Source organism: Nostoc cf. commune SO-36, assembly GCF_023734775.1.
GTDB lineage: Bacteria > Cyanobacteriota > Cyanobacteriia > Cyanobacteriales > Nostocaceae > Nostoc > Nostoc commune_A.
The window spans coordinates 2,671,066-2,694,280 of the sequence record NZ_AP025732.1 but is presented as its reverse complement, the minus strand read 5'-3'; the positions used below and the strand labels follow the sequence as shown (position 1 = coordinate 2,694,280).

Here is a 23,215-nt window from a genome sequence, read left to right as displayed (position 1 = left end):
TGGAAACTGCTGTAAATATGCGTTATCCAGAACTTTTTTAGAGATGTCGCAGTGCTACGTCAAAACAATTCTTTTTCACCAGATATCTAGTATGTTTAAGTTCTATTTTGCTAGAAATTGCTGTACGTGTATATGTATATGCAACGAGAAAGAAAAATTAATGACAAACCCACTTCCATAGAGGATGAGTTGGCCCTTGTTGACGTATCCGATAAACTTGTTTTTCTAAGCGTTGTTTTTCCTGCGATGGTAGTCCAAATAGAATATTCCGACTTTGCCAAATTAAAACAGAAGCCGTCATCCCCAGACAAAAGGCTAGACCAAAGGTAGACAGTGGATGGTAGAAGAGTCCAAATCTCACTGCCACCCAGGTAAAATATTGTTGCCACAGAGCAATTTCTGTACGTAGACCCCACAAAGAAACAGGCGCAATGGTCAGCCATAAACAGCCCACAAACAGCCACCTGCCATATACTGTTAGCTGATGTAGCCTTTGTACTTGTTGAGCAAACGAAGGGTCAGTTATTGACAATTGTTCGGATTGATCCATAGGCTGTGGGAAGGTGGGGGATGAGGGAGTAGCGGAGGCAGGGGAAGCAGGGGAAGATAAGGAGAACAAGGGAGAAAAAAAGAATAACCAATGCCCAATGCCCAATTCCCAATGCCCAATGATTAGTTACCAGCAGATGTATCAATCGACTCACCACTGACTACCATAGTTGCTTGACCATTGCGCTCTCGCCAGAAAGTTAGAAGAGTACTGGCGATGAAAATACTTGAATAAGCCCCTGCTGTAAAGCCAATAATTAGAGCTAAAGCAAAGTTTTTCAGAGTTTCGCCGCCAAACAGAAAGATAGCAAACAATGACAGCATTGTAGTAAAGGTTGTGTTGATTGACCGTCCTAAAGTTTGGTTAACTGCATCATCCACAATGTCAGCGATCGCTCCGTTGGGATTGGTCTTGAGAGTTTCCCGAATGCGATCGTAAATTACCACTGTATCGTTGACTGAGAAACCTGTAATTGTCAGTAGAGCAACGATGAACAGGCTATCTACTTCAGTACCCAATACTAAACCAAAAATCGAAAAAATCCCTGCCGTGATGAAGACATCATGTAATAGCGCAACGATCGCAAACACCGCATAATCCAACTGAAACCGGAAGGTCAAGTAGATTATGATGCCTGCAAAGGAAACTATTAGAGCTATTACCCCAGACCTAAACAGCTCTGCCCCCAGAGTTGGGCCAACTGTGTCAAATTGATTTTTTTGCTCGTCAAAAGTACCGACTTTTTCACTTAAGGCATTTTGCAAATTGGTACGCTGTTCACGAGCCAAGTTTTTTGTGCGAATCAGTATACCATTTTCCGCACCAGTACCTTTGTCAGCAACAATTTGGATGCTGCTATCACCTAACCCCTGTGCTTTAGCTACTTCCCGAACGATATTGATATCAATTGGCTGGTCGCAGTTACCGGGTTTGGTACAATCTCGTTCAAACTGTAATCGTGTACCACCGACAAAATCCAAACTGGGACGTAGGGGTGCTTTGATGTTCGGGTTTTGCCAAGAAATCACCATTGAGATGATACCAGCCAGAATGATGGCACTAGAAATAGCCCACCAAAGCGATCGCGATTTGTTAACACTTAGTTTCATTAAGCCACCTCTGCCTTATTTGATGTTGGCAGGTTCGGACAGAAAAGTTCTGGTTTCTTGAGTGCGGGAATTGTAATTGCTAAAAACATCAAGGTGCGACTACAGGTAATTGCTGTAAACATACTCACTGCTACGCCCAAAGCCAGAGTTAGAGCGAAGCCTTTCACCAAACCAGCCCCCAGCCAGAATAGTGCAGCACAAGCAATGACTGTAGTTACGTTGCCATCTAAAATACTGGAAAAGGCGCGGTAAAAACCAGATTCTACAGAACGATATAGGGATTTGCCTGCTTGCAATTCTTCCCGCGTCCGCTCAAAAATTAGTACATTTGCATCCACTGCCATCCCAATACTGAGGATAAAACCGGCAATTCCTGGCAGAGTAAGGGTGACACCCAACAAAGCAAAGGTAGCCCAGGTTAGCAGGGCGTAGATCAATAGTGCTACATTGGCAATCAGTCCTGGTAGTCTATAGTACACTACCATAAATATTAATACTAAAGTCAGACCACCGATCCCAGCATAGATACTGCTAGTGATACTGTCTTTACCCAAGGTTGCCCCAACAGTGCGAATTTCTGCAATTTCTACCGGTACGGGTAATGCGCCACCGCGTAACTGCACGCCTAAGTCATTGGCTTCTTGGGGGGTAAACCGTCCTGTAATTACGGCAGAACCACCAGTAATGCCAGTAGCAGCAAATTCTATACCCACGGTAGGAGCGCTGATCACTTCATTGTCCAGAAAAACACCAATACTACGCCCAGTACCAGCGAGATTTTTTGTCAAATTGGCAAATAGTTCACCACCTTTTTGGTCGAAGCGAATGGCAACATTCCAGTTGTTACCTTGAGTGGGTTCACCATAAGCATCCTTGAGGTATTTGCCAATTAGCGGTGGATTGGTGCTTTCAAACAATTCTGCGATCGCTTGATTATTTTTTTGTAAATCTTCTTGATTCTTGACAATTGCTGCTTTATCTGAACTCTTTTTAACTCTTCTTGCTTGGCTTTCAATTCGACTCTAGATGCTTGATAAGCAAGTAGTTGAGTTTCTGTATTCGGTTTTTGGGTCCGAAATTCTAACTGCGCCGTACCCCCTAAGACCCGTTCAGCTTGCTCTGGGTCATTAACTCCTGGTAGTTGCACCAATATTTTATCTGCGCCGACTGTTTGGATCAATGGCTCAGAAACACCCAGACCATTAATCCGACCTTCGACAACTTTTTTCACACCTTCCAATTCTCGTTCGGTGATTTGGGGAATTTCTGCTGACGGTTTCACCTGAATTGTGAGTTGTGAACCTCCGCGTAAGTCCAGCCCAAGAGGTATCGGGATTGTAGCAATCACCGTAATAGCGGCGATTATCAGGACTAAAATCAAAATTAATAGCGATCGCTGTCTTTGCATACCATAACTCGCAACTGACAAAGGCTATAATAGCGTTCTTTTGTAGAGTTAGGGCATTGGGCATTGGGCATTGGGCATTGGGCATTGGGAAGAGACAAGGAAGAAACTTATTAAATAATTTCCCCTTGTCCCCCTTCCCTCATCTTCCCAGTCCCCAGTCCCAGTCCTTAGACTCGTAAAGCTACCATTTTTTCCACAGCTTCTACTATTTGCTCTGGTTGGATGATTGTTAGTCGTTCCAGATTGCCGTTGTAAGGTGTGGGGATATCTTGGGAAGAAAGTCGTAGTACTGGCGCATCCAATTCATCGAATAAGCGATCGTTGATTGAGGCGATAACTTCTGCTCCAATACCCGCAGTTCGCATAGATTCTTCCACAACAATGACTTTATGGGTTTTTCTTACTGATGCACCGATGGTATCAAAATCTAATGGTTTGAGGGATATTAAATCGATAACTTCTGGATCGTATCCTTGTTTTTCAAGAGTTTTTACCGCTTGCAGCACATGATGCCGCATCCGCGAGTAAGTAATAATGGTTACATCTTTACCCTCACGCACAATTTCTGCTTTATCTAGGGGTAGTAAATATTCTTCTTCTGGTAAATCTTCTTTCAAGTTGTAAAGCAGAACGTGTTCAAAGAACAACACAGGATTATCATCGCGGATTGCGGATTTTAGTAGTCCTTTAGCGTTTCTTGGTGTGGAGCAGGCAACAATCTTCAACCCTGGCACAGCTTGAAAGTAGGTTTCTAATCGTTGGGAATGTTCTGCACCTAGCTGCCTACCGACACCGCCAGGGCCGCGAATTACCATCGGAATTTTAAAGTTACCGCCGGAAGTATAGCGCAGCATCCCAGCGTTGTTGGATATTTGATTGAAGGCCAACAGTAAAAAGCCCATATTCATGCCTTCAATGATGGGACGCAACCCTGTCATCGCGGCTCCCACTGCCATCCCAGTAAAGCTATTTTCAGCAATGGGGGTGTCTAGAATGCGGAGTTCGCCATATTTTTGGTACAGGTCTTTGGTAACTTTATAGGAACCGCCATAGTGCCCGACATCTTCACCGAGAACGAATACGCTGGAATCACGCGCCATTTCTTCATCAATGGCTTCCCGTAAGGCGTTGAAGAATAGTGTTTCTGCCATTTAGACCTTTTTGTACGATTATGGTTATAGAATTTTATCGTGCTGTTGTCGCAAATACGGTGAGCGATCGCACTAGTTAGAGATTGGGTTTTTTAAACCAACCGCCCCAAGTATAGAGCGAGTAGTTGCCATAACTAGATCAAAGCTATTTAATTTAGATTTTATCGGTTTTATGATTTTTTGGAATTTTGCACCACCCAAACCAAAAATACAAAAATCTCACACCCAAACACCAAAACACAACTCTACATCTGGATGTTTCTGCGTGAGATTTCCCATTAAATTACTATTCAATCGTTTATCCTACTTTAACCATCGTGCCGCATCTTTGGCATGGTAGGTCAAAATTAAGTCTGCACCAGCGCGTTTAAACCCAGTTAAAGTTTCCATAACCACACGCTCCTCATCAATCCAACCGTTGAGAGCCGCAGCTTTCACCATCGCATACTCACCGGAAACATTGTAAGCGGCAACTGGTAAGTTACTCGCTTCCTTTACCCGCCAGATAATATCCATGTATGCCAAGGCTGGTTTAACCATGAGCATATCAGCACCTTCAGCGATATCCAATTCAATCTCTTTAATCGCTTCGCGGGCATTACCTGGATCCATTTGGTAAGTCCTTCTGTCCCCAAATTGCGGTGTCGAGTCTGCTGCATCCCGAAATGGACCATAATAACCCGAAGCATACTTAGCAGCATAAGACAAAATTGGCGTATCTTCAAATCCGGCTTCATCCAAACCCTGACGAATTGCCTGGACAAAGCCATCCATCATCCCAGAAGGCGCAATGATATCGGCACCGGCTTTCGCTTGAGAAACTGCTGTTTTTTTCAACAATTCCAGAGTTGGGTCATTTAAAACTCGTCCCGTTAAATCACCGACTTGTAAATAACCACAATGACCGTGACTGGTATACTCACATAAACAAGTATCAGCAATTACAATCAAATCTGGCACTGCTGCTTTTACCGCAGTCGCAGCTTTTTGGACGATACCGCAATCATGCCAAGCGCCAGTGGCATCCACATCTTTATCAGCCGGAATCCCAAATAAAATAATAGAAGGAATTCCTAAGTCGTAAACTTCTTTTGCCTCTTCGACAATTTTATCTACCGAAAGTTGGTAGACTCCGGGCATCGATTTTACTTCGTTGGCGATTCCCTCACCCGGTACAGCAAATAGTGGGTAAATTAAATCGCTTGTTGTTAAAACAGTTTCACGAACCATCCGGCGCAGTTGAGGATGAGTACGCAGACGACGGGGGCGGTGTGTAGGAAACATAAAATTTTATGAAGAAAAACAACGCAAATGGACACAAAATAAAGCGTCACAAAAGCAGGCTAAAATTTTCCTGCCGTCAGACAGACTACAAACAGTGCTTAACTGTCCTTTGCCCTACTCTTAATCAAGTTGTAGGGCAATTTTGTATTCTACAGCTTGGTTGCATCTATCCGACGGGCTGGAAAAAAAACAACATAAGTAAGCAATTCAAAATTCAAAATGATAAGACTGTCTGTTGGCAAAATCGTGGCGAATTGAGGGTGTAAATTTAAACGCAAAGTGGCGCAGAGGTAAACGCAGAGGCACGCAGAGAATTCGCTACTAATTCATGAAATTTTGTATTTAGTAGCAAATACCTGACAATTACCAATGCCCCATCCCCAATACTCATTAAAAAACTCGGAAAATATAAGGATAACGGAAGGGTATATCAGGATTGCTGAAAACTTTGATGAGCGCCCAAATTGTTAATCCCCAATGTAATAGATATCCCAGACCGGCTAATGGCCCCAGCAATAATAGAGGTAACACTAACCAACCGAATAGAAAAAACAGCGCTCCCAGAATTCCTCCATAAAGCCAGACATTAAAGTGGAAATTAATGGATTCTTTGGCGTTTTCTTTAACAACAGGATCATCAGATACAAAGAGTACGGCGATAGGTATACCTACAGATACCAATGTCGTGCTGAGAAAAATGGATCCATGAGACAAGGCGGATAAAAGCTTTCGCTTATCTGTGTCGTACATTGCTTTCTCCTATTTGGTCAGATTGTTGGTTATATTACGACCCTATCACGAGCATCGTTGTCTTAAGATTAAAAGACTTACCAGAGTTAAAAAATTAAGCTAGCTAACAAACAAATACATTTATGTCTACTGAACTTCAGTCTGAACTTATTCAAGCAGTTGAACTTCGCCGCAATTTTGCGATTATTTCTCACCCTGATGCGGGTAAAACTACATTAACAGAAAAGCTGCTACTGTACGGAGGTGCAATTCACGAAGCTGGGGCGGTTAAGGCGCGACGGGCACAGCGTAAGGCAACCTCTGACTGGATGGCTATGGAGCAACAACGGGGTATTTCCATTACCTCCACAGTGTTGCAATTTGAATACCAGAATTGTCAAATAAATTTATTAGACACTCCCGGACACCAAGATTTCAGTGAAGATACTTATCGCACCCTCGCCGCCGCCGATAATGCAGTAATGTTAATTGATGCGGCAAAAGGTTTGGAACCCCAAACACGCAAATTGTTTGAAGTGTGTAAGTTGCGCGGTATTCCAATTTTTACATTTATCAACAAGCTCGATCGCCCAGGAAGGGAACCTCTGGAATTGTTAGATGAAATTGAGCAAGAATTGGGATTGCAAACCTATGCGGTAAATTGGCCGATTGGTATGGGCGATCGCTTTAAAGGTGTTTTTGATCGACACAAGCAACAAATTCACTTGTTTGAACGCAGCGCCCACGGCAGCCGAGAAGCCCGTGATACGGTAGTCGAATTAGGCGATCCAAGAATAGAAGAACAGCTAGAACAAAGCCTGTACCACCAACTGAAAAATGATCTGGAACTGTTAGATGGAGTTGGGCCAGAGCTAGATTTACAGTTGATACACGAAGGCAAAATGACGCCTGTGTTCTTTGGTAGCGCCATGACTAACTTTGGGGTAGAGTTATTCCTCAAGTATTTCCTCGACTATGCCCTCAAACCCGGTTCTCACTACAGCAGTGTTGGCGAAGTTGCCCCTACATACCCAGAATTTTCGGGGTTTGTCTTCAAACTGCAAGCGAACATGGATCCGAAACACCGCGATCGCGTCGCATTTATCCGGGTTTGCACTGGTAAGTTTGAAAAAGATATGATGGTGAATCACGCCCGCATTGGTAAACCTATCCGTCTGTCTCGCCCGCAAAAACTCTTTGCCCAAGAGCGAGAATCTATTGATGTGGCTTATCCTGGCGATGTGATCGGTTTGAACAATCCCGGTGTTTTTGCGATCGGGGATACAATTTACACGGGACAAAAGCTCGAATATGAGGGGATTCCGTATTTTTCGCCGGAACTGTTCGCATCTCTGAGGAATCCCAACCCCTCGAAGTCTAAACAATTCCAAAAAGGCGTTGCGGAATTGCGCGAAGAAGGTGCTGTACAAATTATGTATTCAACTGATGAAGCCAAGCGCGATCCAATTTTGGCGGCGGTGGGTCAGTTGCAATTCGAGGTGGTGCAGTTTCGCTTACAAAATGAGTATGGTGTAGAAACCATATTAGATTTATTGCCCTACAGTGTCGCCCGTTGGGTTGAGGGTGGTTGGGAAGCATTAGAAAAAGTGGGACGAATATTCAATACCACTACAGTTAAAGACAGTATGGGACGCCCTGTGTTGCTATTCCGCAATGAATGGAATTGTCAACAGTTACTGGGCGACTATCCAGAGTTAAAATTAAGCGCGATCGCTCCAGTATTTTCTAGTCAACAACCAGTGGAGGAATGAAGAAGAATACAGAATTCAGAATCCAGAATTCAGAGTTAGTCCTACAAAAGAGCTAACTGAATTCTGACTCCTGACTCTTGGATTCAATCTTTATCATTCACTTGACAAACAAAACTTGAGTGCGGTTGAGTTCCACGGCATCCGAGGTTCGCGCTTTTGCACAAACGTGGATCACCTAGAAGAGATTGGAGTGCCAGAATTTGTATGCCTTCACATGCCAAACCGTCTTTGGAGGCTGGTTTAATTGCCCTCAAGCAAGGAAATTACCAAACAGCGATCGCTCAACTAGAACCTATTGCTAGCAGCACACAATGGTACTGCTAGCTTACAAGCCAAGGTTGGTTTAGTGATGGCTTATGCTCGCACTGGCGAAGTTGCTAATGCGATCGCTATTTCCCAGAATCTGATTGAGAGTAACAATCCGCAAGTCCAAGAGTGGGCAAAACGCGCTCTCGAACACCTGACAAAACGTAAAAAACCAGATCAAGAACCAAAAAAAGTCGAAACTGGATTTGTTGCCTTTGAGAATTCAACCCCAGATTCTCCTCCAGTTCCTCCCCCGGAAACTCCTACATTAGAGGAAAAACCGAATGATCAAGTAATAGAAACCAAAAGCGACGATATCCCGCAGATGGTTCCACTACCTAGACTCAAAGCTACATTAGCAACACCACCGCCACCACCACCTGCTGCACCCTTAAATGGCTTCATGGGTTCTGTTACCCGCACCCAAGCCAAATTGTTCGGTGTTATTTATTGGCGGCAAGCACAACGCGCTAGAGCATGGCAACCACTACGTAAACCAAAATTAATTCCCTTACGGCTACTGTCAGCAGGAACATTCATCGCTTTGTTTTGGGTGATGCGAGAAATCCTCAAGTTAGCAATGGGATTTATCAACCAGACTTTAGTTAGACTACCTTATTTGGAGCCGTTGCAGTTTTTATACCGCGATCCGACTAAATTGTTGCTAATAGTATTGGTGATTTTAATCGCAGTATCACCTTGGTTGCTGGATATACTACTGGCAAACTTCTATGGTCAGCGAGAATTTCCTAAAGATGTACTGAATACCCACAGCCGCGAAGCTGTCCGGGTGCTACAACGTTGTTGCCAACAACGGCACTGGCCGTTACCTAAACTGCGGATTTTACCAATGGCTGCACCAATTATCCTGACTTATGGTAGCTTACCACGTAATGCCAGGATTGTTGTCAGTCAAGGGCTATTAGAACAGCTGGCAGATGATGAAATCGCCATTATCTACGCCACACAGCTAGGGCATATTGCTCACTGGGATTTTGCTGTGATGTCTTTGTTGCTGCTGGTGACATTACCAGCTCATAAGTTATATCAGCAAGTGTCGCAGTTGGGAGACAAAATATCAGCGAAAATTTGGCGCTTGCCAGTCACCATTCTGACAAGTCTAATTTATGGAGTTTGGTGTTTGCTGACTGGGACTGCATTGTGGTTGTCGCGGTTGCGACTTTATTATAGCGATCGCGTCGCAGCTGAAATTACTGGTAATCCCAATGCTCTGATTCGCGCTTTACTCAAAATCGCCATTGGCATTGCCGCTGATATCCAAAAAGAGGAAGAGACGAGTTGGCAACTAGAAAGCTTAAATCTCCTGACACCAGTCAGCTACCAGCAAAGCCTTGCTTTAGGCACTATTGCCAGCAATCTATCTTTTGAAGCCTTTTTGAAGTGGGATACTGCCAACCCCTATCGCCGATGGTTTACGATTAATAACACCCATCCGTTAATGGGCGATCGCATCCAACGTCTTTGCCAAATAGCCCGTCACTGGCATTTAGACACCGAACTGCATTTTGCAAGCGAGCCATCAAAGGTTAAACGTCAGTCTTTCTTATTACAAATCGCTCCCTGGTTGGGAATTCCTCTAGGGGTTTTGTTTGCAGCTTTAGTCTGGCTAACCTGGCAACTAGCATTCGCACTCAAGTTTTTAAATCTAAAGTGGATATATGAAGATTGGTCTTTCATTACAGGCTGCCTTCTGATTGGCTTTAGCATCGGTACACTGATGCGGATTAATTCTTTCTTTCCCGATATTAAACCGGCCACCGTGCAAACTGATGACAGCTTACCCAACCTGTTATCTAACCCTTCTGCCTTACCCATCGACAGCATCAGCGTGCGTTTGGTGGGCAAACTATTAGGTCGTCAAGGCACTAACAACTCCCTAGCGCAAGATTTAATCTTCCAATCCAGCGCGGGTTTGCTGAAATTACACCACATTTCTTGGCTAGGACAGTCAGTCAATCACCAGGATCTAATCGGTCGGCAAATTATCGTCACTGGTTGGTTCCGGCGAGGAGCAACACCTTGGATCGATATCCAAACCCTAGAAACTCAAAGTGGTAAAACCATTAATAGCCCTCATCCCATTTGGTCTACTTTTTTGGCAGTTGCAGCACAGGCTTTGGGCGCATACGTTTTTCTCACTGGTTAGTCATTGGTCATTGGTCATTAGCAAAGGACAAAGGACAAAGGACAAAAGACAAAAGACAAATCAGAATGTAAACAAAAGTTGCAGGTTTTCTTAACAAATGTTACATTTATTTACACAAACAATAGCACCCCACATAACTCAGCACCACAGCTTGGTTGTGAATTTGGATGCTTTTCCCCTGCTACATACCTTTTTTCCTCCCAACACAGCAGCAAATTAACCAGCCACTGGCTGGTTTTTGTTTCAAAATATTCTCCCTTACAGAAAAAATGTGTTTTATGTTACGATGTAGTAAAACTAAAGTCGGAAATGTATGCGCTAAACTAGCTACGTAGAAAATACCGTGGTAATGTAAGGAATGGTATTAGATTCTGCGAAAAAGGTCATGGAAAAAAGCGTGTACTTTAGCAGGCAATAGGCTATTAAATTTACAATTCTTAGAATTAAGGTGTTATTAGCTCGCCATAGTGTGGGCTTTTGGATTAAACAAGCTTGATCCCGACTAAAAACTGTATTGTTATATAAGTTGACAGTTTCGAGCAAAAAAAATTGGTTGATGGCAGTCTTGGTCAATAGCATCTATTTAAAAGCCAAAGCTAACTGATTGTTTTCTTGCCTTGCCATGTTCATTCAACTCTGGAGGTATAGTTCATGTCCATTCGCCTATATATAGGTAATTTGCCTAAAGATGAAATAGATCGTCAAGATCTGCAAGCAGTTTTTGCAGCAGAAGGTGATGCTGTAACTACTAAATTAATTAAAGACCGCAAAACCGGCAAATGCCGTGGTTTCGGTTTTCTTACAGTCAACAATGACGAACAAGCTGACGAAATTATTGAAAAGTATAATGGTCAGATGTTCAAAGACACTCCCATTAAGCTAGAAAAGGCATTACCTCGGACAAAGGGTGAAGAGGGCGACGAGCAAGCTCCCAAACCAGTTACTGCTGCTAGTAGTACCCCTACTCCTATGCCTACTAGAGAAGGTAGCCGTCGTGAGAAAAGCTCTAAGAAACCTCGTCGTGGCAGCAGTGGCGGCGGTGGTTCTCGTGAAACCAGCACCACAACCACCGATTCAGACGCTATTCGTCCAGATCCTCGTTGGGCTTCGGAATTAGAAAAGCTGAAGCAGATGTTAGCTGCACAAACTACGAATTAATCGCTAAGGGAGAGAAGTTAAAAATTAAAAATCAGAATTTTTTTTTGATTTTTAATTTTTAATTGTTGATAATTATCTAGCTGCTTAGTTTAATGAACTTGCAGCTAATTTTGTAAACGCATAGACGCACCCAGCCGTAGGCATCGAATTGTCGAATCGTGGAGAATTGAGGGTTGAAATTTGAGCGCGGAGGAACGCATTCGCAAGGCGTCTCGTAGAGAAGGTAAGCGCAGAGGGACGCGGAGAATATGCTACAAAGTAATAAAATATCTAATTATAAATTATATTCAGTAATGGTTCAGTAATGGCAAGCTTCATAATGCCAAAGTGAACAAGAGGCGCGTGCGTAGGCGCAGCCCGCCGTAGGCATCGCTCTAAAGATAATTTACACTCAAGGTAAGACCGATCATTTGCAGCTTCTGTTATGTCCTCAACTCTAGATTCTTTGCCACCTGCGCTCGCTAAAATTGTCCAGCGCTTTCAACGCGCTTCCGAACCGAAGCGACGCTACGAACAGCTAATCTGGTACGCTCAGAAGCTCAATGAGTTCCCAGAAGCGGAGAAATTACCCGAAAATAAAGTTCCTGGTTGCGTGTCTCAAGTTTTTATCACCGCAGCTTTGGATGACGGTAAAGTTGTGTTTCAGGGCGAGTCTGATTCCCAGTTAACCAAAGGTTTGGTAGGGCTTCTGGTTGAAGGATTGCAGGGACTAACGCCAAGTGAGATTGTCCAACTTACCCCAGATTTTATTCAAGAAACAGGTTTAAACGTTAGCCTGACACCTTCCCGTGCTAATGGATTTTACAATATTTTTAAAACCATGCAAAAGAAAGCATTGGAATGTAAGTTAGATTTGCCTAGCTAAACTTGGTTATTGGTCATTTGTCATTTGTCATTGGTCATTTGTAAAGGACAAAAGACAACTGACAAATGACAAAAAACGTACAACTACCAAAATTTAGTGTCATGTCAACAAATTTATTGTCTACCTCTGCTGCTGCTGGTTTTGGTGGAGTAGTTCAAGAATATCTCTGGAATTGGGAAAATCAGCAATTGCGCGTTGTTTATGAAACCCTCGGTAAAGGTTCACCGTTATTGCTATTACCATCTTTCAGCAGTGTTTCGACGCGTTTGGAAGTCGGCGAACTTGCCAAGTTACTAGCTCCTAATTTTCGAGTTGTAGCCTTAGACTGGCCTGGATTTGGTGAATCTTCTCGCCCTAGTTTGAATTATCGACCGGAAATTTATCAGCAATTTCTGGAAGATTTTGTCAAAGCTGTTTTTAATACTCCCATTACTGCGATCGCGGCTGGTCATGCTGCTAGTTACGTTTTAAAATTAGCTCTGAAGCAGGCTACTTTCTCAAAAATTGTATTGTTAGCTCCTACTTGGCGTGGCCCTTTGCCGACAATGGGGGCAAATCAGCAAGTAGCTGGCTTTGTGAGAGAATTGGTGCGATCGCCTATACTTGGTCAAGCTCTCTACAAACTCAATACTGCCCCATCTTTATTAAGTTTTATGTACCGCCGTCATGTTTTTACTGACGCGGCTAAAATTACACCCAGTTTCATTAAGAAGAAGTGGGACACTACTCAACAACCAGGAGCGCGATTTGCATCTGCTGCCTTTGTCACTGGTAATCTTGATGCTGTACACGCACAATCTGATTTTTGGGACTTGTACAGTCTCTAACCGTACCCCTCATGGTAGTAGTTGGGGAATCTAGCCCCCCCAAATCACGAGAACAAATGAACGCTTTGGTAGCATTACCAGGAGTGAAAAGTGTTGTTATCCCTGGTTCTCTGGGATTGCATGAAGAATACCCAGCAGTTGTTTTAGAAGCAGTTCAAGATTTTTTGTTATCTTCAGAAAATTAAATCCTCGCACCAAGACGCAAAAATCATTTTGTGCCTTGGTGCGAAATTAAAATTAGTTCAAACTACTGCGATTAAGTTTTTGCAAGCGAGAAAGAGAAAACGCTAGTAAACTGACTATACCAAGACCAAGAACAGTTGATGACTCAGGCACTGTCTTGACTTCAAAATCAAAATTGAAAGTGCCAGACTCTTTAAAGGGAATACGGTGATTATCAGTACCTAAATCCACCAATTTGAATGATGCAGAATAAGTTCCTAGTGGTGCAGCAGCATCAGTCCAAAAAGTAGGGGTGAACGAAAAATTATCACCACTGCCGATTGTGTAGATATCACCGACTGACTTGACAATATCAACGCCTGCTGAATCACCAATATTCAATCCACTGCTAATTGAGGCTAATTGTAAACCAATATTTGCGCCCTCAAGAGATGACTGCCAACGACCATTAGAGCTATTGAACAAATACTGGTTGTCTAATTCTTTTGAAGTTTTGAGAGACGCGATAGGTTCTATTGTCAGATTGCTATATTCCTTATCTGTTGCAGTACTAATCAAGCGACCAGTATAAAACCCTGTGCCAGGTAATAATGTTAGCGGCGGTTGTTCTGAGTAAGATTCAGGAATTCGATTATTTGTATTGGTTGGGTTAATAGTTAGGTTATCTAAAGAACCAGAGTAGCTATAAGTACCAATACCGTGGAAATGGCTAGATTCCGGCGTGTCTTCATTCCTGTGTGCAAAGAGAAGGGTCAAACGATTGTAGTTGGGGTTTTCCAATCCTGCGTATGTCCCTGTAGAGAGAGCCTCCAAACTATCTAATCCAATGTAAAAGCCCGTTTCATCCGAATGATTATGAGTATCATCTGCTTGTGCCGGGGCTATTGCAGTAGATAAAACCAACGGCGCAACGACCAAAAAATTCACTGCAATAGACGCAGATGCTTGCACTGTTTGAGTTAATTGCTTTTTCAAGCAGGTAATGTTTCTTGAAACCACAACGCTTCTCCATTAAAGGATAATTTTTTACTTACGATAATGATTATCATTTTAGCTAGAGGGTTGTCAAGGTACTAAAGTGGGACTCGCCACAGGTTAGTACCTTGTATGGAATATTGCCAACTGATAAATCTTTATTACTTATTACAGATGCATAAAAATAAAATGTTTCTTGATTAAATTATGTAATTATTTTGCTGAAACCCAAAATTACAGCAAGTTCGCACAAAAATATAAAAAGAATTAAGATATGTGATAATGATTATCCATAAGGTGAGACACGAGGAATTTAGAGTATGGTGGCTGACGTAATCAACAATTCAGTTCCCGTTACTGTTCTTACAGGATATTTGGGAGCAGGTAAAACGACTCTACTCAACCACATCCTCACCTACGAACACGGCAAAAAAGTTGCTGTGATTGTTAATGAATTTGGGGAAGTGGGTATTGATAATCAATTGATTATCGATGCAGATGAAGAAATTTTTGAAATGAATAATGGCTGTATCTGTTGTACAGTGCGCGGCGATTTAATTCGCATCATTGGCAATTTGATGAAGCGGCGCGATAAATTTGACCATTTAGTAATTGAAACAACTGGATTAGCTGACCCTGCACCAGTGATTCAGACATTTTTTGTTGATGAAGATTTGCAAAGCCAACTGTCTTTAGATGCAGTGGTGACAGTTGTAGATGCCAAGCATATTTGGCAGCATTGGGATGCAGACGAAGCCCAAGAACAGATTGCTTTTGCTGATGTAATTTTACTTAATAAAACAGATTTGGTAGCGCCAGAAGAGTTGAATGAATTGGAGAAACGGATTCGGGCGATGAATGCGATCGCAAAAATCTACCGTACCCAAAATTCTGAACTCGGAATGGATGCTTTATTAGGTGTAAAAGCCTTTGATTTAGATCGTGCATTAGAAATTGATCCAGATTTCTTAGGCGAAGATGCCCACGTACACGATGAAAGTGTCTTTTCTGTAGCTTTAGTAGAAGCAGGTGCAGTCGATGGAGAAAAATTAAACACTTGGCTTTCCGAGTTACTGCGTACCCAAGGGACAGATATCTTTCGGATGAAAGGCATTTTAAATATTGCTGGAGAAGACAATCGATTTGTATTCCAAGGAGTACACATGATATTCGATGGCAAACCCGATCGCCCCTGGAAAGCCAGCGAAACCCCCAAAAACGAATTAGTATTCATCGGTCGCAACCTTGATGCAGCCCAACTCAAGCAAGATTTTATCGCCTGTCTAGCTTAAAAAGCGAGTTAGGAGTTAGGAATGATGATTGATGAGTTAAAAATTCCTAACTTCTAACTCCTAATACCAAATTAGTGTGAAGGTATATGAAACAGGAGAAGAGTGAAATAATTGCCAAGCAAAGGTTTTACCTTTCTCGTTCTATGCAACTTTATACAAAATTGGTATAAACCAGAAAAAACTGCAAAATAACACACCTTGAAGGGGCTAGTCCTACTGTTGTGACTTGAAGAATATTTTGGACAGGTTGTCCAACTTACCTAGCAAAAACCTCCATAAAATAGCAAAAAAGAAAACTAAGAGGAAAGTTGACGAGGAGGAATATTAATAGGAGTTGAATTCTTATTTTTAGTTTCTTGGATTTGTGTCCACTTTCTTATTACATTTTTGTGATAATATCCATTTTGTTCTTTCAAATGAAGGATGGCTTTATTCTTCGCTTTTTGATGTTTCTATAATCTATGTCTAACCAAACGTCTAAGCGTCTTAAGCAAAATGCTGAAAGAATTATGCAAAGGTGGGAAGAGCGGGCGCGTGATGAAGTTGGTGCATCCATACATCAGGACTCTCTGATGCTACAAGATTCGCTACCTGAGTATCTAGAGCAATTGGTGGATGAGCTGTCAACGAAGATTGAAAGGACACCAGCCAGAATAAGAACGGATAAACTAGAAAGCACTCGGATTGGGAAAAAGCATGGACATGAGCGGGCGAGTTATGCCGACTACTCGATGACTCAAGTGATTTTTGAGTATCACATTCTCCGTCAGACCATATTTGAAATTTTAGAAGAAGAAGCGGCTTTGGAGGTGAGGGAACGAGATATTATCATCGATTCCATTGAGCAAGCCGTTAACGATGCGGCGACTCAATTTTCCCAGACGCTGCGAGATATTCAAGAATTATTTATGGTGACACTGACCCACGATCTTAGAAACCCACTTAATGTCATAAAAATGGGTACTCACTTGACTTTGCGTCGGCTTGAACAAGGAGACACTCATGCGAGTATCGCGGCGAAAATGCTAAAAGCAGTCGATCGTTTGAATTCGATGATTCAAAATCTGCTCGATGCTAGTCGGCTACGGGCGGGGGAGAGCTTAAAGTTTGAATTAGAAGAATGCAGTTTAGACAGCCTTGTTCAGGACGTAGTAGAGGATTTGAACTTTGCTTATGGAGAGCGGTTTATTGTAGTTTCTGATACTGCTATCAGGAGCAATTGCAGCCGTAAAGAGATACAACGGGTAATTGAAAACTTAGCTGTTAACGCCGTGAAGTATGGTGCTGCTGATACACCAATTACACTCACACTTGAGCAAATGGAAACGCATATCAGCCTGACCATCCACAACGAAGGTAATCCGATTTCTTCAGAAGCTCAAGCAATCTTATTTCAACAATTTCGTCGAACCATCTCTGCTGAGGAGCAAACAGGATGGGGGTTAGGATTATTTTTAGCAAGGAGCATTATTGAAGCGCATCAGGGAACGATTGAAGTTGAAAGTGCCGAGGGCAAGGGGACAAGCTTTATCGTTAAGTTGCCTAAATTGTGAGCAGATAATGTCTGTCTCTTCTTACAACTTTATCTTGGAAGCTCTATTCTATGCAGCTTCATATTAAATTGGTATAACTTATAACTTCTAACTTATGTATAAACTATGAACTCCACAACCAAATCAAAAGAATTTGAACAACACTATTCGGGGACACTTTCAGATTATGTAACTGCGATCGCTTGGTCGCCACAAGGTAAAACTTTAGCAGCAACTTCCGCCGCCGGTGAAGTAGTTTTGTGGAATAATGGTGAACTCACAACCTTACAAACTGGTAACGGTAAATCATTAGACTGTCTTGCTTTTTCCCCAGATGGAAAATTTTTAGCCGTTGGTGGACAAGATGGGCAGGTGAAAATTTGGCGCGATACTGAATTAATCGCTACGTTAGAAAATGCCCCTGCATGGGTTGACAAGCTAGCTTGGAATTACACCAGTAACCAACTAGCTTTTAGTTTGGGGCGTTACGTTCAAGTCTGGGATGCAGATAGTCGTGAAATTATCGTGACGCTGAATTTTGAAAACTCGTCAGTTTTGGGCATTGATTGGCGCATTGATGGGCAATACCTAGCCATTAGCGGTTATCAGGGTATCAAGATTTGGCATAGTCAAAACTGGGATGAAGAACCATACATCTTGGATATGCCTAGTGTCAGTGTAGCGATGGCTTGGTCGCCCGATGGCAAATTCCTGGCTTCTGGCAACATGGATCGTAGCGTCACCGTTTTGGAATGGAACAACCCCGATCCTTGGGTAATGCGTGGGTTTCCTGGTAAAATTCGCCAATTGGCATGGTCAGAAGCTACCACGAAACTAGGTGCGCCAATACTGGCATCTTCTAGCGTTGAAGGTATTGTGGTTTGGGAAAAACTAGAGGATGATTCTTTAGGCTGGGAAGCGCGAGTATTAACTAATCATGTAGGTGTGATTAATGCGATCGCCTTTGCACCTAAAAGCTTCTTGCTAGCTTCTGCTGCTGCTGACGGCTGGTTGTGTTTGTGGAACCAAGCCAAAGAAGTATCTCAAATTATCACAGGTGTCTCAGGAGGTTTTTCGGCCTTAGCTTGGCATCCCCAAGGCAAGTTACTGGCCGCAGGCGGTGAGCAAGGCGAATTGGTTATTTGGTCAAAGGTGTTACGCGGTCAAGGATTTGGGCGTAGTTAAGCAATACTCAGTAATTAAAGTTGAACCTCGTCAATTTATTGGTTATGCTGTATGACCAAAGGTATTTTTGTGTAAATTATGAACATAGTGAAACTGATTTTACTTGCTTGTCCCGCATTTCTGGTATCCATGCTGCTGATAGTTAATCCAGTACACGCATCCAGCCTCAAATCTCTATATGCTACACAAATTGTTACCGTAGTATCTACACAACAAATTCCCAATCTGGCAACTTCGAACTTGATTCAAACATCCAATCCGATTATTGATCAAGTTGGTTGCAATTGTGCGAACTGTGTTCAGTCCAAATTTCAGTCGCTACAAGGTAAGCTGCCATCAGTCAGTTTTTAATAAAGTTAGAAGTTATGAATCTTTTAAGGGCACAGCATTGCTGTGCCCTTATTAATTATTAATTAGCTTTTTGTACATAGCGATCGCAGCTGCGGCATCATTATTTAATTAAGGTCATGCCTTAAAAACCAAGTAGGAAAGTATTTAGGTGAATCCCTAACTACTGAGAAACCTGCTGGTAAACTAGTGAAGTTGGTGCGAACGCGAACAGTATGCCGTAGGCGATCGCAATCTGCACCCAAGCTGTTAAGCTCTTGTTCAAAGAGCTAGTCTGGGAATTAGAAAACTTGCTAGAGTGAACAGAGTTAGCCTTAATGTCTAATCCCCAAAACCTATACATCTCATGGATTTTGCTAATATTGCATCCCAGCTAAACGCTGGAACGATTTTACCAGAGGGGATTGTTATTCTCACCCTCTTGGGGGTTTTGATTGTTGATTTGATTTTGGGGCGTACATCCGCACGCTGGATTGGATATCTAGCGATCGCAGGTTTATTTGCTTCGATTCTCGCCCTATATTTTCAATGGGACTCTCCCAATCCCATCGGTTTTACTGGTAGCTTTAATAGTGATGACCTGAGTATCGTCTTTCGCGGTATTATTGCCTTGTCTGCGATCGCTACTATACTGATGTCAATTCGCTACGTTGAGCAAAGCGGCACTCCTTTAGCTGAATTCATCGCTATTTTACTGAGTGCTACTTTAGGAGGGATGTTTTTATCCGGGGCTAGTGAGTTGGTGATGATTTTCATCTCCCTAGAAACCCTGAGTATCTCCTCATATTTGTTAACAGGTTATACCAAGCGTGACCCCCGTTCCAATGAAGCGGCGCTGAAATACCTGTTAATTGGAGCTTCCAGTACAGCAATATTTTTATACGGTGTATCACTGCTGTATGGACTATCTGGAGGACAAACTGAACTAAGTGCGATCGCTAATGGCATTGCCACAGCGAAAGGTGGTCAATCTTTAGGTTTAGTCATTGCCCTGGTTTTTGCGATCGCAGGTATTGGCTTCAAAATTTCTGCTGCACCCTTCCACCAGTGGACACCAGACGTTTACGAAGGCGCTCCCACCCCAGTCATCGCCTTTTTATCAGTCGGTTCTAAAGCAGCTGGGTTTGCCCTAGCCATCCGCTTGCTAACAACAGCCTTCCCCCTTGTTGCTGATGAGTGGAGGTTTGTTTTCACTGCTCTGGCCGTTCTCAGCATGATTTTGGGTAACGTAGTTGCCCTAGCCCAAACCACCATGAAACGGATGCTAGCTTATTCATCCATTGCCCAAGCTGGGTTTGTGATGATTGGCTTGATTGCTGGTACACAGGCGGGCTATGCCAGTATGATATTCTACTTACTGGTTTACCTGTTCATGAACCTGTGCGGCTTTACCTGCATTATCCTGTTCTCACTACGCACGGGAACCGACCAGATTGCCGAATACTCTGGCTTATATCAAAAAGACCCACTTTTAACACTGGGGTTGAGTATCTCCCTACTTTCCTTGGGTGGTATTCCACCATTAGCTGGCTTTTTCGGCAAAATTTACTTATTCTGGGCTGGTTGGCAAGCAGGTCTTTATTGGTTAGTCTTGCTGGGCTTAGTTACCACAGTCGTCTCTATCTACTACTACATTCGTGTAGTCAAGATGATGGTAGTTAAAGAACCCCATGAAATGTCCGACGCGGTAAAGAATTATCCACAAGTGCGTTGGGATTTACCTGGACTAAGACCTTTGCAAGTTGGGTTAGTAGTAACATTAATTGCTACTTCTATAGCAGGGATTTTGTCAAATCCACTGTTTACATTGGCGAACAATTCCGTCTCCAATACCCCCATGTTGCAAGCAACAATCAACACTAATGTCAAAGCAGAAAATCCACTGCTTTTGCCAAAATTAGATTCAGTTAGTCAGTCTCAACCCTCAGTTGATTCTACTGCCAAGATTTAATAACCTGAGTCTCAACCAAACTTTGTACTCAGAGACACGCCTGTTTGCTAATACGCAAACAGGCGTTTATGATATATTTTAAGTCTATTCTAATGATGGTAGCTTGCGGCAAGCTGTTCTGCATCTACGTTATAAAAAATTATTGTCACAAATCGAATATTTATTTCCATAATAAATGGGTATATTTTGTATATTTTATACTTTAATAAAGTGGAATAGTGATTATAAACTCAGAACCTTTTCCTAACATAGAATTTACTTCTAGAGTACCTTGATGCTTTTGGACAATTATTTGATAAGCAATTGATAATCCTAATCCTGTTCCTTTCCCCACAGGTTTAGTTGTGAATAAATGGTCAAACATTTTTTGCTGAACATCAGCCGATATTCCCACCCCATTATCTTGAATCCGAATCGAGACATGATTGTTATCTTCAGTGAGAGCAGTATGAATTGTAATTTGATTGGGATTTACCTTAATATCATTAAAACTCCGTCCATAGTTAGATTCTTCTAAAGCATCAATAGCATTTGCCAATAAATTCATAAATACCTGATTCAATTGTCCTGGAAAGCATTTTACTAGGGGAAATTCTGTGTAATATTTAACTAGTTCAATCGCCGGACGAATCTTATTAGCTTGTAAACGGTGCTTGAGAATCAGGAGAGTGCTGTTAATACCTTCATGAAGATTAAACAGAACTTTTTGTTCTGTATCTCCTCTAGAGAAAGTTCGCAGGCTATTGCTAATGTTGGAAATACGATCTGTACCTTCTTTCATTGAGGAAATAAGTTTAGGTAGATCCTCACGCACATATTCTAAGTCAATCACTCTGATTGTTTCTTGAATTTGCCCAGATGCTTTGGGATAGGTCTGCTGATAAAGGTCGATGAGATGTAATAAATCCTCAATATACTCTTTAGCCGGAGTTAGATTACCTGCAATAAAGCCAACTGGGTTGTTAATTTCATGAGCTACATCTGCGACCATACTTCCCAAAGTAGACATCTTATTCTCCATTACCTGAAGATTAAGAAGCATCATTTCTAGCTCATTACTTCTTTCCTCTAATTTATTTTGATATTCTTTTAACTCATCAATTACTCTCCTGAGTAAACATTCTTTTTTTTGATTTGTTTCTTCAAGTTTTATCCGATCTGATTCAGATCGTTCCAACTTCTTTTGGATAATCCTATTCGTTTTTTTTAGTTCCTTAATTTCTTGTTGGTAATTTAATATTTCCATCAGTTGTTACCGATTTCCCAGAATTAAAGTTACAAAAGTCTCATTATGAAATTGCGTCTGGCTAATTCCATCCATAGGAGCAATTTCTCCATAAGAATAAAACCCACAGGCAGGTAAATAGTCGGTCAGACAAAGTTTCGTATTCTGGTACTCTTCTTGTGCCCTTGTACCAAGTATTTGCCGACGAGCTACACATGAAAAAAGCAAAACAGCACTTGGTTCTGCACCAGGATAATTATCTAAAGCATTCATGAATGAAGCCTTGGAAGCGGCGATAATATCTTCATAAGCTGCTTCCGAAATTTGAATAATTGCCTGATCGGGAATATCTCCAAAAAAAGTTATGCTACCAGATTCTTGATTGTAAGCAATAGGCGCTCTTATATAAAAACTCTCTCCATTCTGATCAAACACTGCTAATGGATATTCCATTGAAGGAGGAAGCAAACCTAGATAATGATGATAAAAATCTAAAGCTGGCTTACCATCTATTTCATAGAGAATGTTCTTATCCACTTTAGTTACTTTGCTTGTTTGACCAATGGGATGCCAACCACTTGCAACAGCGTGGGAAAACAATATTGTGCCGGAAAAAAGCAGAATTGGTACAGAATCACTTAATACTTCCGTTTGAAAAAATTGATATGTATTTTCATATCTTGATTGATCGCCTGCCAAACCACCAAATATTGGTACATCTTGACCAAGAGCTAGCTTTAAGCCATTCAATATAGAGACACCGCTAGTTGTAAGGCTTTCTGGATGAGTTAAGCATAGCTTTGGAGGCGCGGTACTTTTTGCTTGAGCTTGCTCCACAGCTTGTTTAGTTGCAGTAATTGGATCATTTGAAACTTTGCGTCCAACTCCTGCATAAATTTCAATTTCGTCTGAGCAAAACAACATTAAGCTGATTGAGTCCTGCTGAAACTCTAAGACTGAAGAAATTTCTCCATCTGTGGTTCCACCAATCAACTCAATCCCCGGAAAAGCCTGATGAATTTGTTGCAAAATGAGAGAATGCTCAAAGTCAATTGCAGCAAAAAGAATTCCAGCTTTTGGTATATCTCCTGCAAGAGAACTGACACATTGCTGAAGAACTTCTTCAACTGCTGATAGAGAATCTGGATCGTTACTGTGACCTACTACTGCCTTAAACATAAATTTATCTGTATAGATG

At 42.1% G+C, this 23,215-nt stretch carries 18 protein-coding genes and 2 pseudogenes; 10 read left to right on the top strand and 10 right to left on the bottom strand.

Going from position 1 to position 23,215, the window contains the following annotated elements:
* Positions 1–157 precede the first annotated feature (157 nt).
* The 6 genes and pseudogenes from ANSO36C_RS11760 to ANSO36C_RS11735 form a co-directional block, all read right to left on the bottom strand.
* Positions 158–550 carry a hypothetical protein gene (locus ANSO36C_RS11760; RefSeq protein ID WP_251959686.1) on the bottom strand — a complete coding sequence of 131 codons (393 nt, stop codon included), beginning with the start codon at positions 548–550 and terminating at the stop codon, positions 158–160.
* Between the two features lie 122 nt (positions 551–672).
* Positions 673–1,659, bottom strand: a complete 987-nt coding sequence (secF, locus tag ANSO36C_RS11755; RefSeq protein ID WP_251959685.1) for a protein translocase subunit SecF — start codon at positions 1,657–1,659, stop codon at positions 673–675.
* A pseudogene (gene secD / locus ANSO36C_RS11750) lies at positions 1,659–3,067 on the bottom strand (protein translocase subunit SecD). The gene secF and the pseudogene secD overlap by 1 nt, the downstream one beginning before the upstream one ends.
* Before the next feature lie 167 nt (positions 3,068–3,234).
* The gene (locus tag ANSO36C_RS11745; RefSeq protein WP_100899866.1) at positions 3,235–4,218 is read right to left on the bottom strand and encodes an alpha-ketoacid dehydrogenase subunit beta; all 984 of its coding nucleotides are present in this window, start codon (positions 4,216–4,218) and stop codon (positions 3,235–3,237) included.
* A gap of 303 nt (positions 4,219–4,521) precedes the next feature.
* Entirely contained in the window at positions 4,522–5,502 is a 981-nt protein-coding gene (gene hemB, locus ANSO36C_RS11740; RefSeq protein WP_251959684.1) for a porphobilinogen synthase, read from the bottom strand.
* 390 nt (positions 5,503–5,892) lie between these two features.
* Complete coding sequence (locus tag ANSO36C_RS11735; protein WP_251959683.1) at positions 5,893–6,252, bottom strand: DUF4870 domain-containing protein; 360 nt, start codon at positions 6,250–6,252, stop codon at positions 5,893–5,895.
* Positions 6,253–6,374: 122 nt separating this feature from the next.
* Here ANSO36C_RS11735 and prfC point away from each other — a divergent pair, with 122 nt between their 5' ends.
* From prfC to ANSO36C_RS11710, 5 genes and pseudogenes are all read left to right on the top strand, one after another.
* Positions 6,375–8,003, top strand: a complete 1,629-nt coding sequence (gene prfC / locus ANSO36C_RS11730) for a peptide chain release factor 3 (protein WP_251959682.1) — start codon at positions 6,375–6,377, stop codon at positions 8,001–8,003.
* Between the two features lie 295 nt (positions 8,004–8,298).
* Positions 8,299–10,476 (top strand): M48 family metallopeptidase, encoded by a 2,178-nt coding sequence (locus ANSO36C_RS11725; protein ID WP_410174693.1) that lies wholly within the window; start codon positions 8,299–8,301, stop codon positions 10,474–10,476.
* Positions 10,477–11,127: 651 nt separating this feature from the next.
* Entirely contained in the window at positions 11,128–11,634 is a 507-nt protein-coding gene (locus ANSO36C_RS11720) for an RNA recognition motif domain-containing protein (protein ID WP_251959681.1), read from the top strand.
* 424 nt (positions 11,635–12,058) lie between these two features.
* On the top strand, positions 12,059–12,499 hold the full coding sequence (locus tag ANSO36C_RS11715) for a SufE family protein (protein WP_251959680.1): 441 nt from the start codon (positions 12,059–12,061) through the stop codon (positions 12,497–12,499).
* A gap of 101 nt (positions 12,500–12,600) precedes the next feature.
* Positions 12,601–13,511: pseudogene (locus tag ANSO36C_RS11710) on the top strand (alpha/beta fold hydrolase).
* Between the two features lie 52 nt (positions 13,512–13,563).
* Here the strand turns inward: ANSO36C_RS11710 and ANSO36C_RS11705 are convergent.
* Positions 13,564–14,508 carry an all3515 family Zur-repressed PEP-CTERM protein gene (locus ANSO36C_RS11705; protein WP_251959679.1) on the bottom strand — a complete coding sequence of 315 codons (945 nt, stop codon included), beginning with the start codon at positions 14,506–14,508 and terminating at the stop codon, positions 13,564–13,566.
* A gap of 296 nt (positions 14,509–14,804) precedes the next feature.
* Between ANSO36C_RS11705 and ANSO36C_RS11700 the strand changes: the two genes are divergently transcribed.
* The 4 genes from ANSO36C_RS11700 (at position 14,805) to ANSO36C_RS11685 (ending at position 18,844) form a co-directional block, all read left to right on the top strand.
* Positions 14,805–15,776: a CobW family GTP-binding protein gene (locus ANSO36C_RS11700; protein WP_251959678.1), complete on the top strand. Its 972-nt coding sequence runs from the start codon at positions 14,805–14,807 to the stop codon at positions 15,774–15,776.
* A gap of 461 nt (positions 15,777–16,237) precedes the next feature.
* Complete coding sequence (locus ANSO36C_RS11695) at positions 16,238–17,329, top strand: sensor histidine kinase (RefSeq protein ID WP_251959677.1); 1,092 nt, start codon at positions 16,238–16,240, stop codon at positions 17,327–17,329.
* Positions 17,330–17,434: 105 nt separating this feature from the next.
* Complete coding sequence (locus ANSO36C_RS11690; protein ID WP_251959676.1) at positions 17,435–18,493, top strand: WD40 repeat domain-containing protein; 1,059 nt, start codon at positions 17,435–17,437, stop codon at positions 18,491–18,493.
* Between the two features lie 78 nt (positions 18,494–18,571).
* Positions 18,572–18,844: a hypothetical protein gene (locus ANSO36C_RS11685; protein ID WP_251959675.1), complete on the top strand. Its 273-nt coding sequence runs from the start codon at positions 18,572–18,574 to the stop codon at positions 18,842–18,844.
* Between the two features lie 160 nt (positions 18,845–19,004).
* On the opposite strand, the gene ANSO36C_RS11680 is transcribed toward ANSO36C_RS11685, so the two are convergent.
* Positions 19,005–19,184: a hypothetical protein gene (locus tag ANSO36C_RS11680; protein WP_251959674.1), complete on the bottom strand. Its 180-nt coding sequence runs from the start codon at positions 19,182–19,184 to the stop codon at positions 19,005–19,007.
* A 3-nt stretch (positions 19,185–19,187) separates the two neighbouring features.
* Here ANSO36C_RS11680 and ANSO36C_RS11675 point away from each other — a divergent pair, with 3 nt between their 5' ends.
* Positions 19,188–20,792, top strand: coding sequence for an NAD(P)H-quinone oxidoreductase subunit N (locus ANSO36C_RS11675; protein ID WP_251959673.1), 1,605 nt, complete (start codon positions 19,188–19,190; stop codon positions 20,790–20,792).
* A 202-nt stretch (positions 20,793–20,994) separates the two neighbouring features.
* On the opposite strand, the gene ANSO36C_RS11670 is transcribed toward ANSO36C_RS11675, so the two are convergent.
* Together ANSO36C_RS11670 and ANSO36C_RS11665 are read right to left on the bottom strand one after the other, a co-directional pair.
* Positions 20,995–22,038, bottom strand: a complete 1,044-nt coding sequence (locus ANSO36C_RS11670; protein ID WP_251959672.1) for a sensor histidine kinase — start codon at positions 22,036–22,038, stop codon at positions 20,995–20,997.
* Positions 22,039–22,044: 6 nt separating this feature from the next.
* Positions 22,045–23,196 (bottom strand): FIST signal transduction protein, encoded by a 1,152-nt coding sequence (locus ANSO36C_RS11665; protein ID WP_251959671.1) that lies wholly within the window; start codon positions 23,194–23,196, stop codon positions 22,045–22,047.
* Positions 23,197–23,215 lie beyond the last annotated feature (19 nt).

Excerpts from the sequence above, each read along its gene's own strand:
- ANSO36C_RS11760 (WP_251959686.1), bottom strand. The coding sequence starts at position 550 with ATGGATCAATCCGAACAATTGTCAATAACTGACCCTTCGTTTGCTCAA.
- secF (WP_251959685.1), bottom strand. The coding sequence starts at position 1,659 with ATGAAACTAAGTGTTAACAAATCGCGATCGCTTTGGTGGGCTATTTCT.
- ANSO36C_RS11745 (WP_100899866.1), bottom strand. The coding sequence starts at position 4,218 with ATGGCAGAAACACTATTCTTCAACGCCTTACGGGAAGCCATTGATGAA.
- hemB (WP_251959684.1), bottom strand. The coding sequence starts at position 5,502 with ATGTTTCCTACACACCGCCCCCGTCGTCTGCGTACTCATCCTCAACTG.
- ANSO36C_RS11735 (WP_251959683.1), bottom strand. The coding sequence starts at position 6,252 with ATGTACGACACAGATAAGCGAAAGCTTTTATCCGCCTTGTCTCATGGA.
- prfC (WP_251959682.1), top strand. The coding sequence starts at position 6,375 with ATGTCTACTGAACTTCAGTCTGAACTTATTCAAGCAGTTGAACTTCGC.
- ANSO36C_RS11720 (WP_251959681.1), top strand. The coding sequence starts at position 11,128 with ATGTCCATTCGCCTATATATAGGTAATTTGCCTAAAGATGAAATAGAT.
- ANSO36C_RS11715 (WP_251959680.1), top strand. The coding sequence starts at position 12,059 with ATGTCCTCAACTCTAGATTCTTTGCCACCTGCGCTCGCTAAAATTGTC.
- ANSO36C_RS11700 (WP_251959678.1), top strand. The coding sequence starts at position 14,805 with ATGGTGGCTGACGTAATCAACAATTCAGTTCCCGTTACTGTTCTTACA.
- ANSO36C_RS11695 (WP_251959677.1), top strand. The coding sequence starts at position 16,238 with ATGTCTAACCAAACGTCTAAGCGTCTTAAGCAAAATGCTGAAAGAATT.
- ANSO36C_RS11690 (WP_251959676.1), top strand. The coding sequence starts at position 17,435 with ATGAACTCCACAACCAAATCAAAAGAATTTGAACAACACTATTCGGGG.
- ANSO36C_RS11685 (WP_251959675.1), top strand. The coding sequence starts at position 18,572 with ATGAACATAGTGAAACTGATTTTACTTGCTTGTCCCGCATTTCTGGTA.
- ANSO36C_RS11680 (WP_251959674.1), bottom strand. The coding sequence starts at position 19,184 with ATGTATAGGTTTTGGGGATTAGACATTAAGGCTAACTCTGTTCACTCT.
- ANSO36C_RS11675 (WP_251959673.1), top strand. The coding sequence starts at position 19,188 with ATGGATTTTGCTAATATTGCATCCCAGCTAAACGCTGGAACGATTTTA.
- ANSO36C_RS11670 (WP_251959672.1), bottom strand. The coding sequence starts at position 22,038 with ATGGAAATATTAAATTACCAACAAGAAATTAAGGAACTAAAAAAAACG.
- ANSO36C_RS11665 (WP_251959671.1), bottom strand. The coding sequence starts at position 23,196 with ATGTTTAAGGCAGTAGTAGGTCACAGTAACGATCCAGATTCTCTATCA.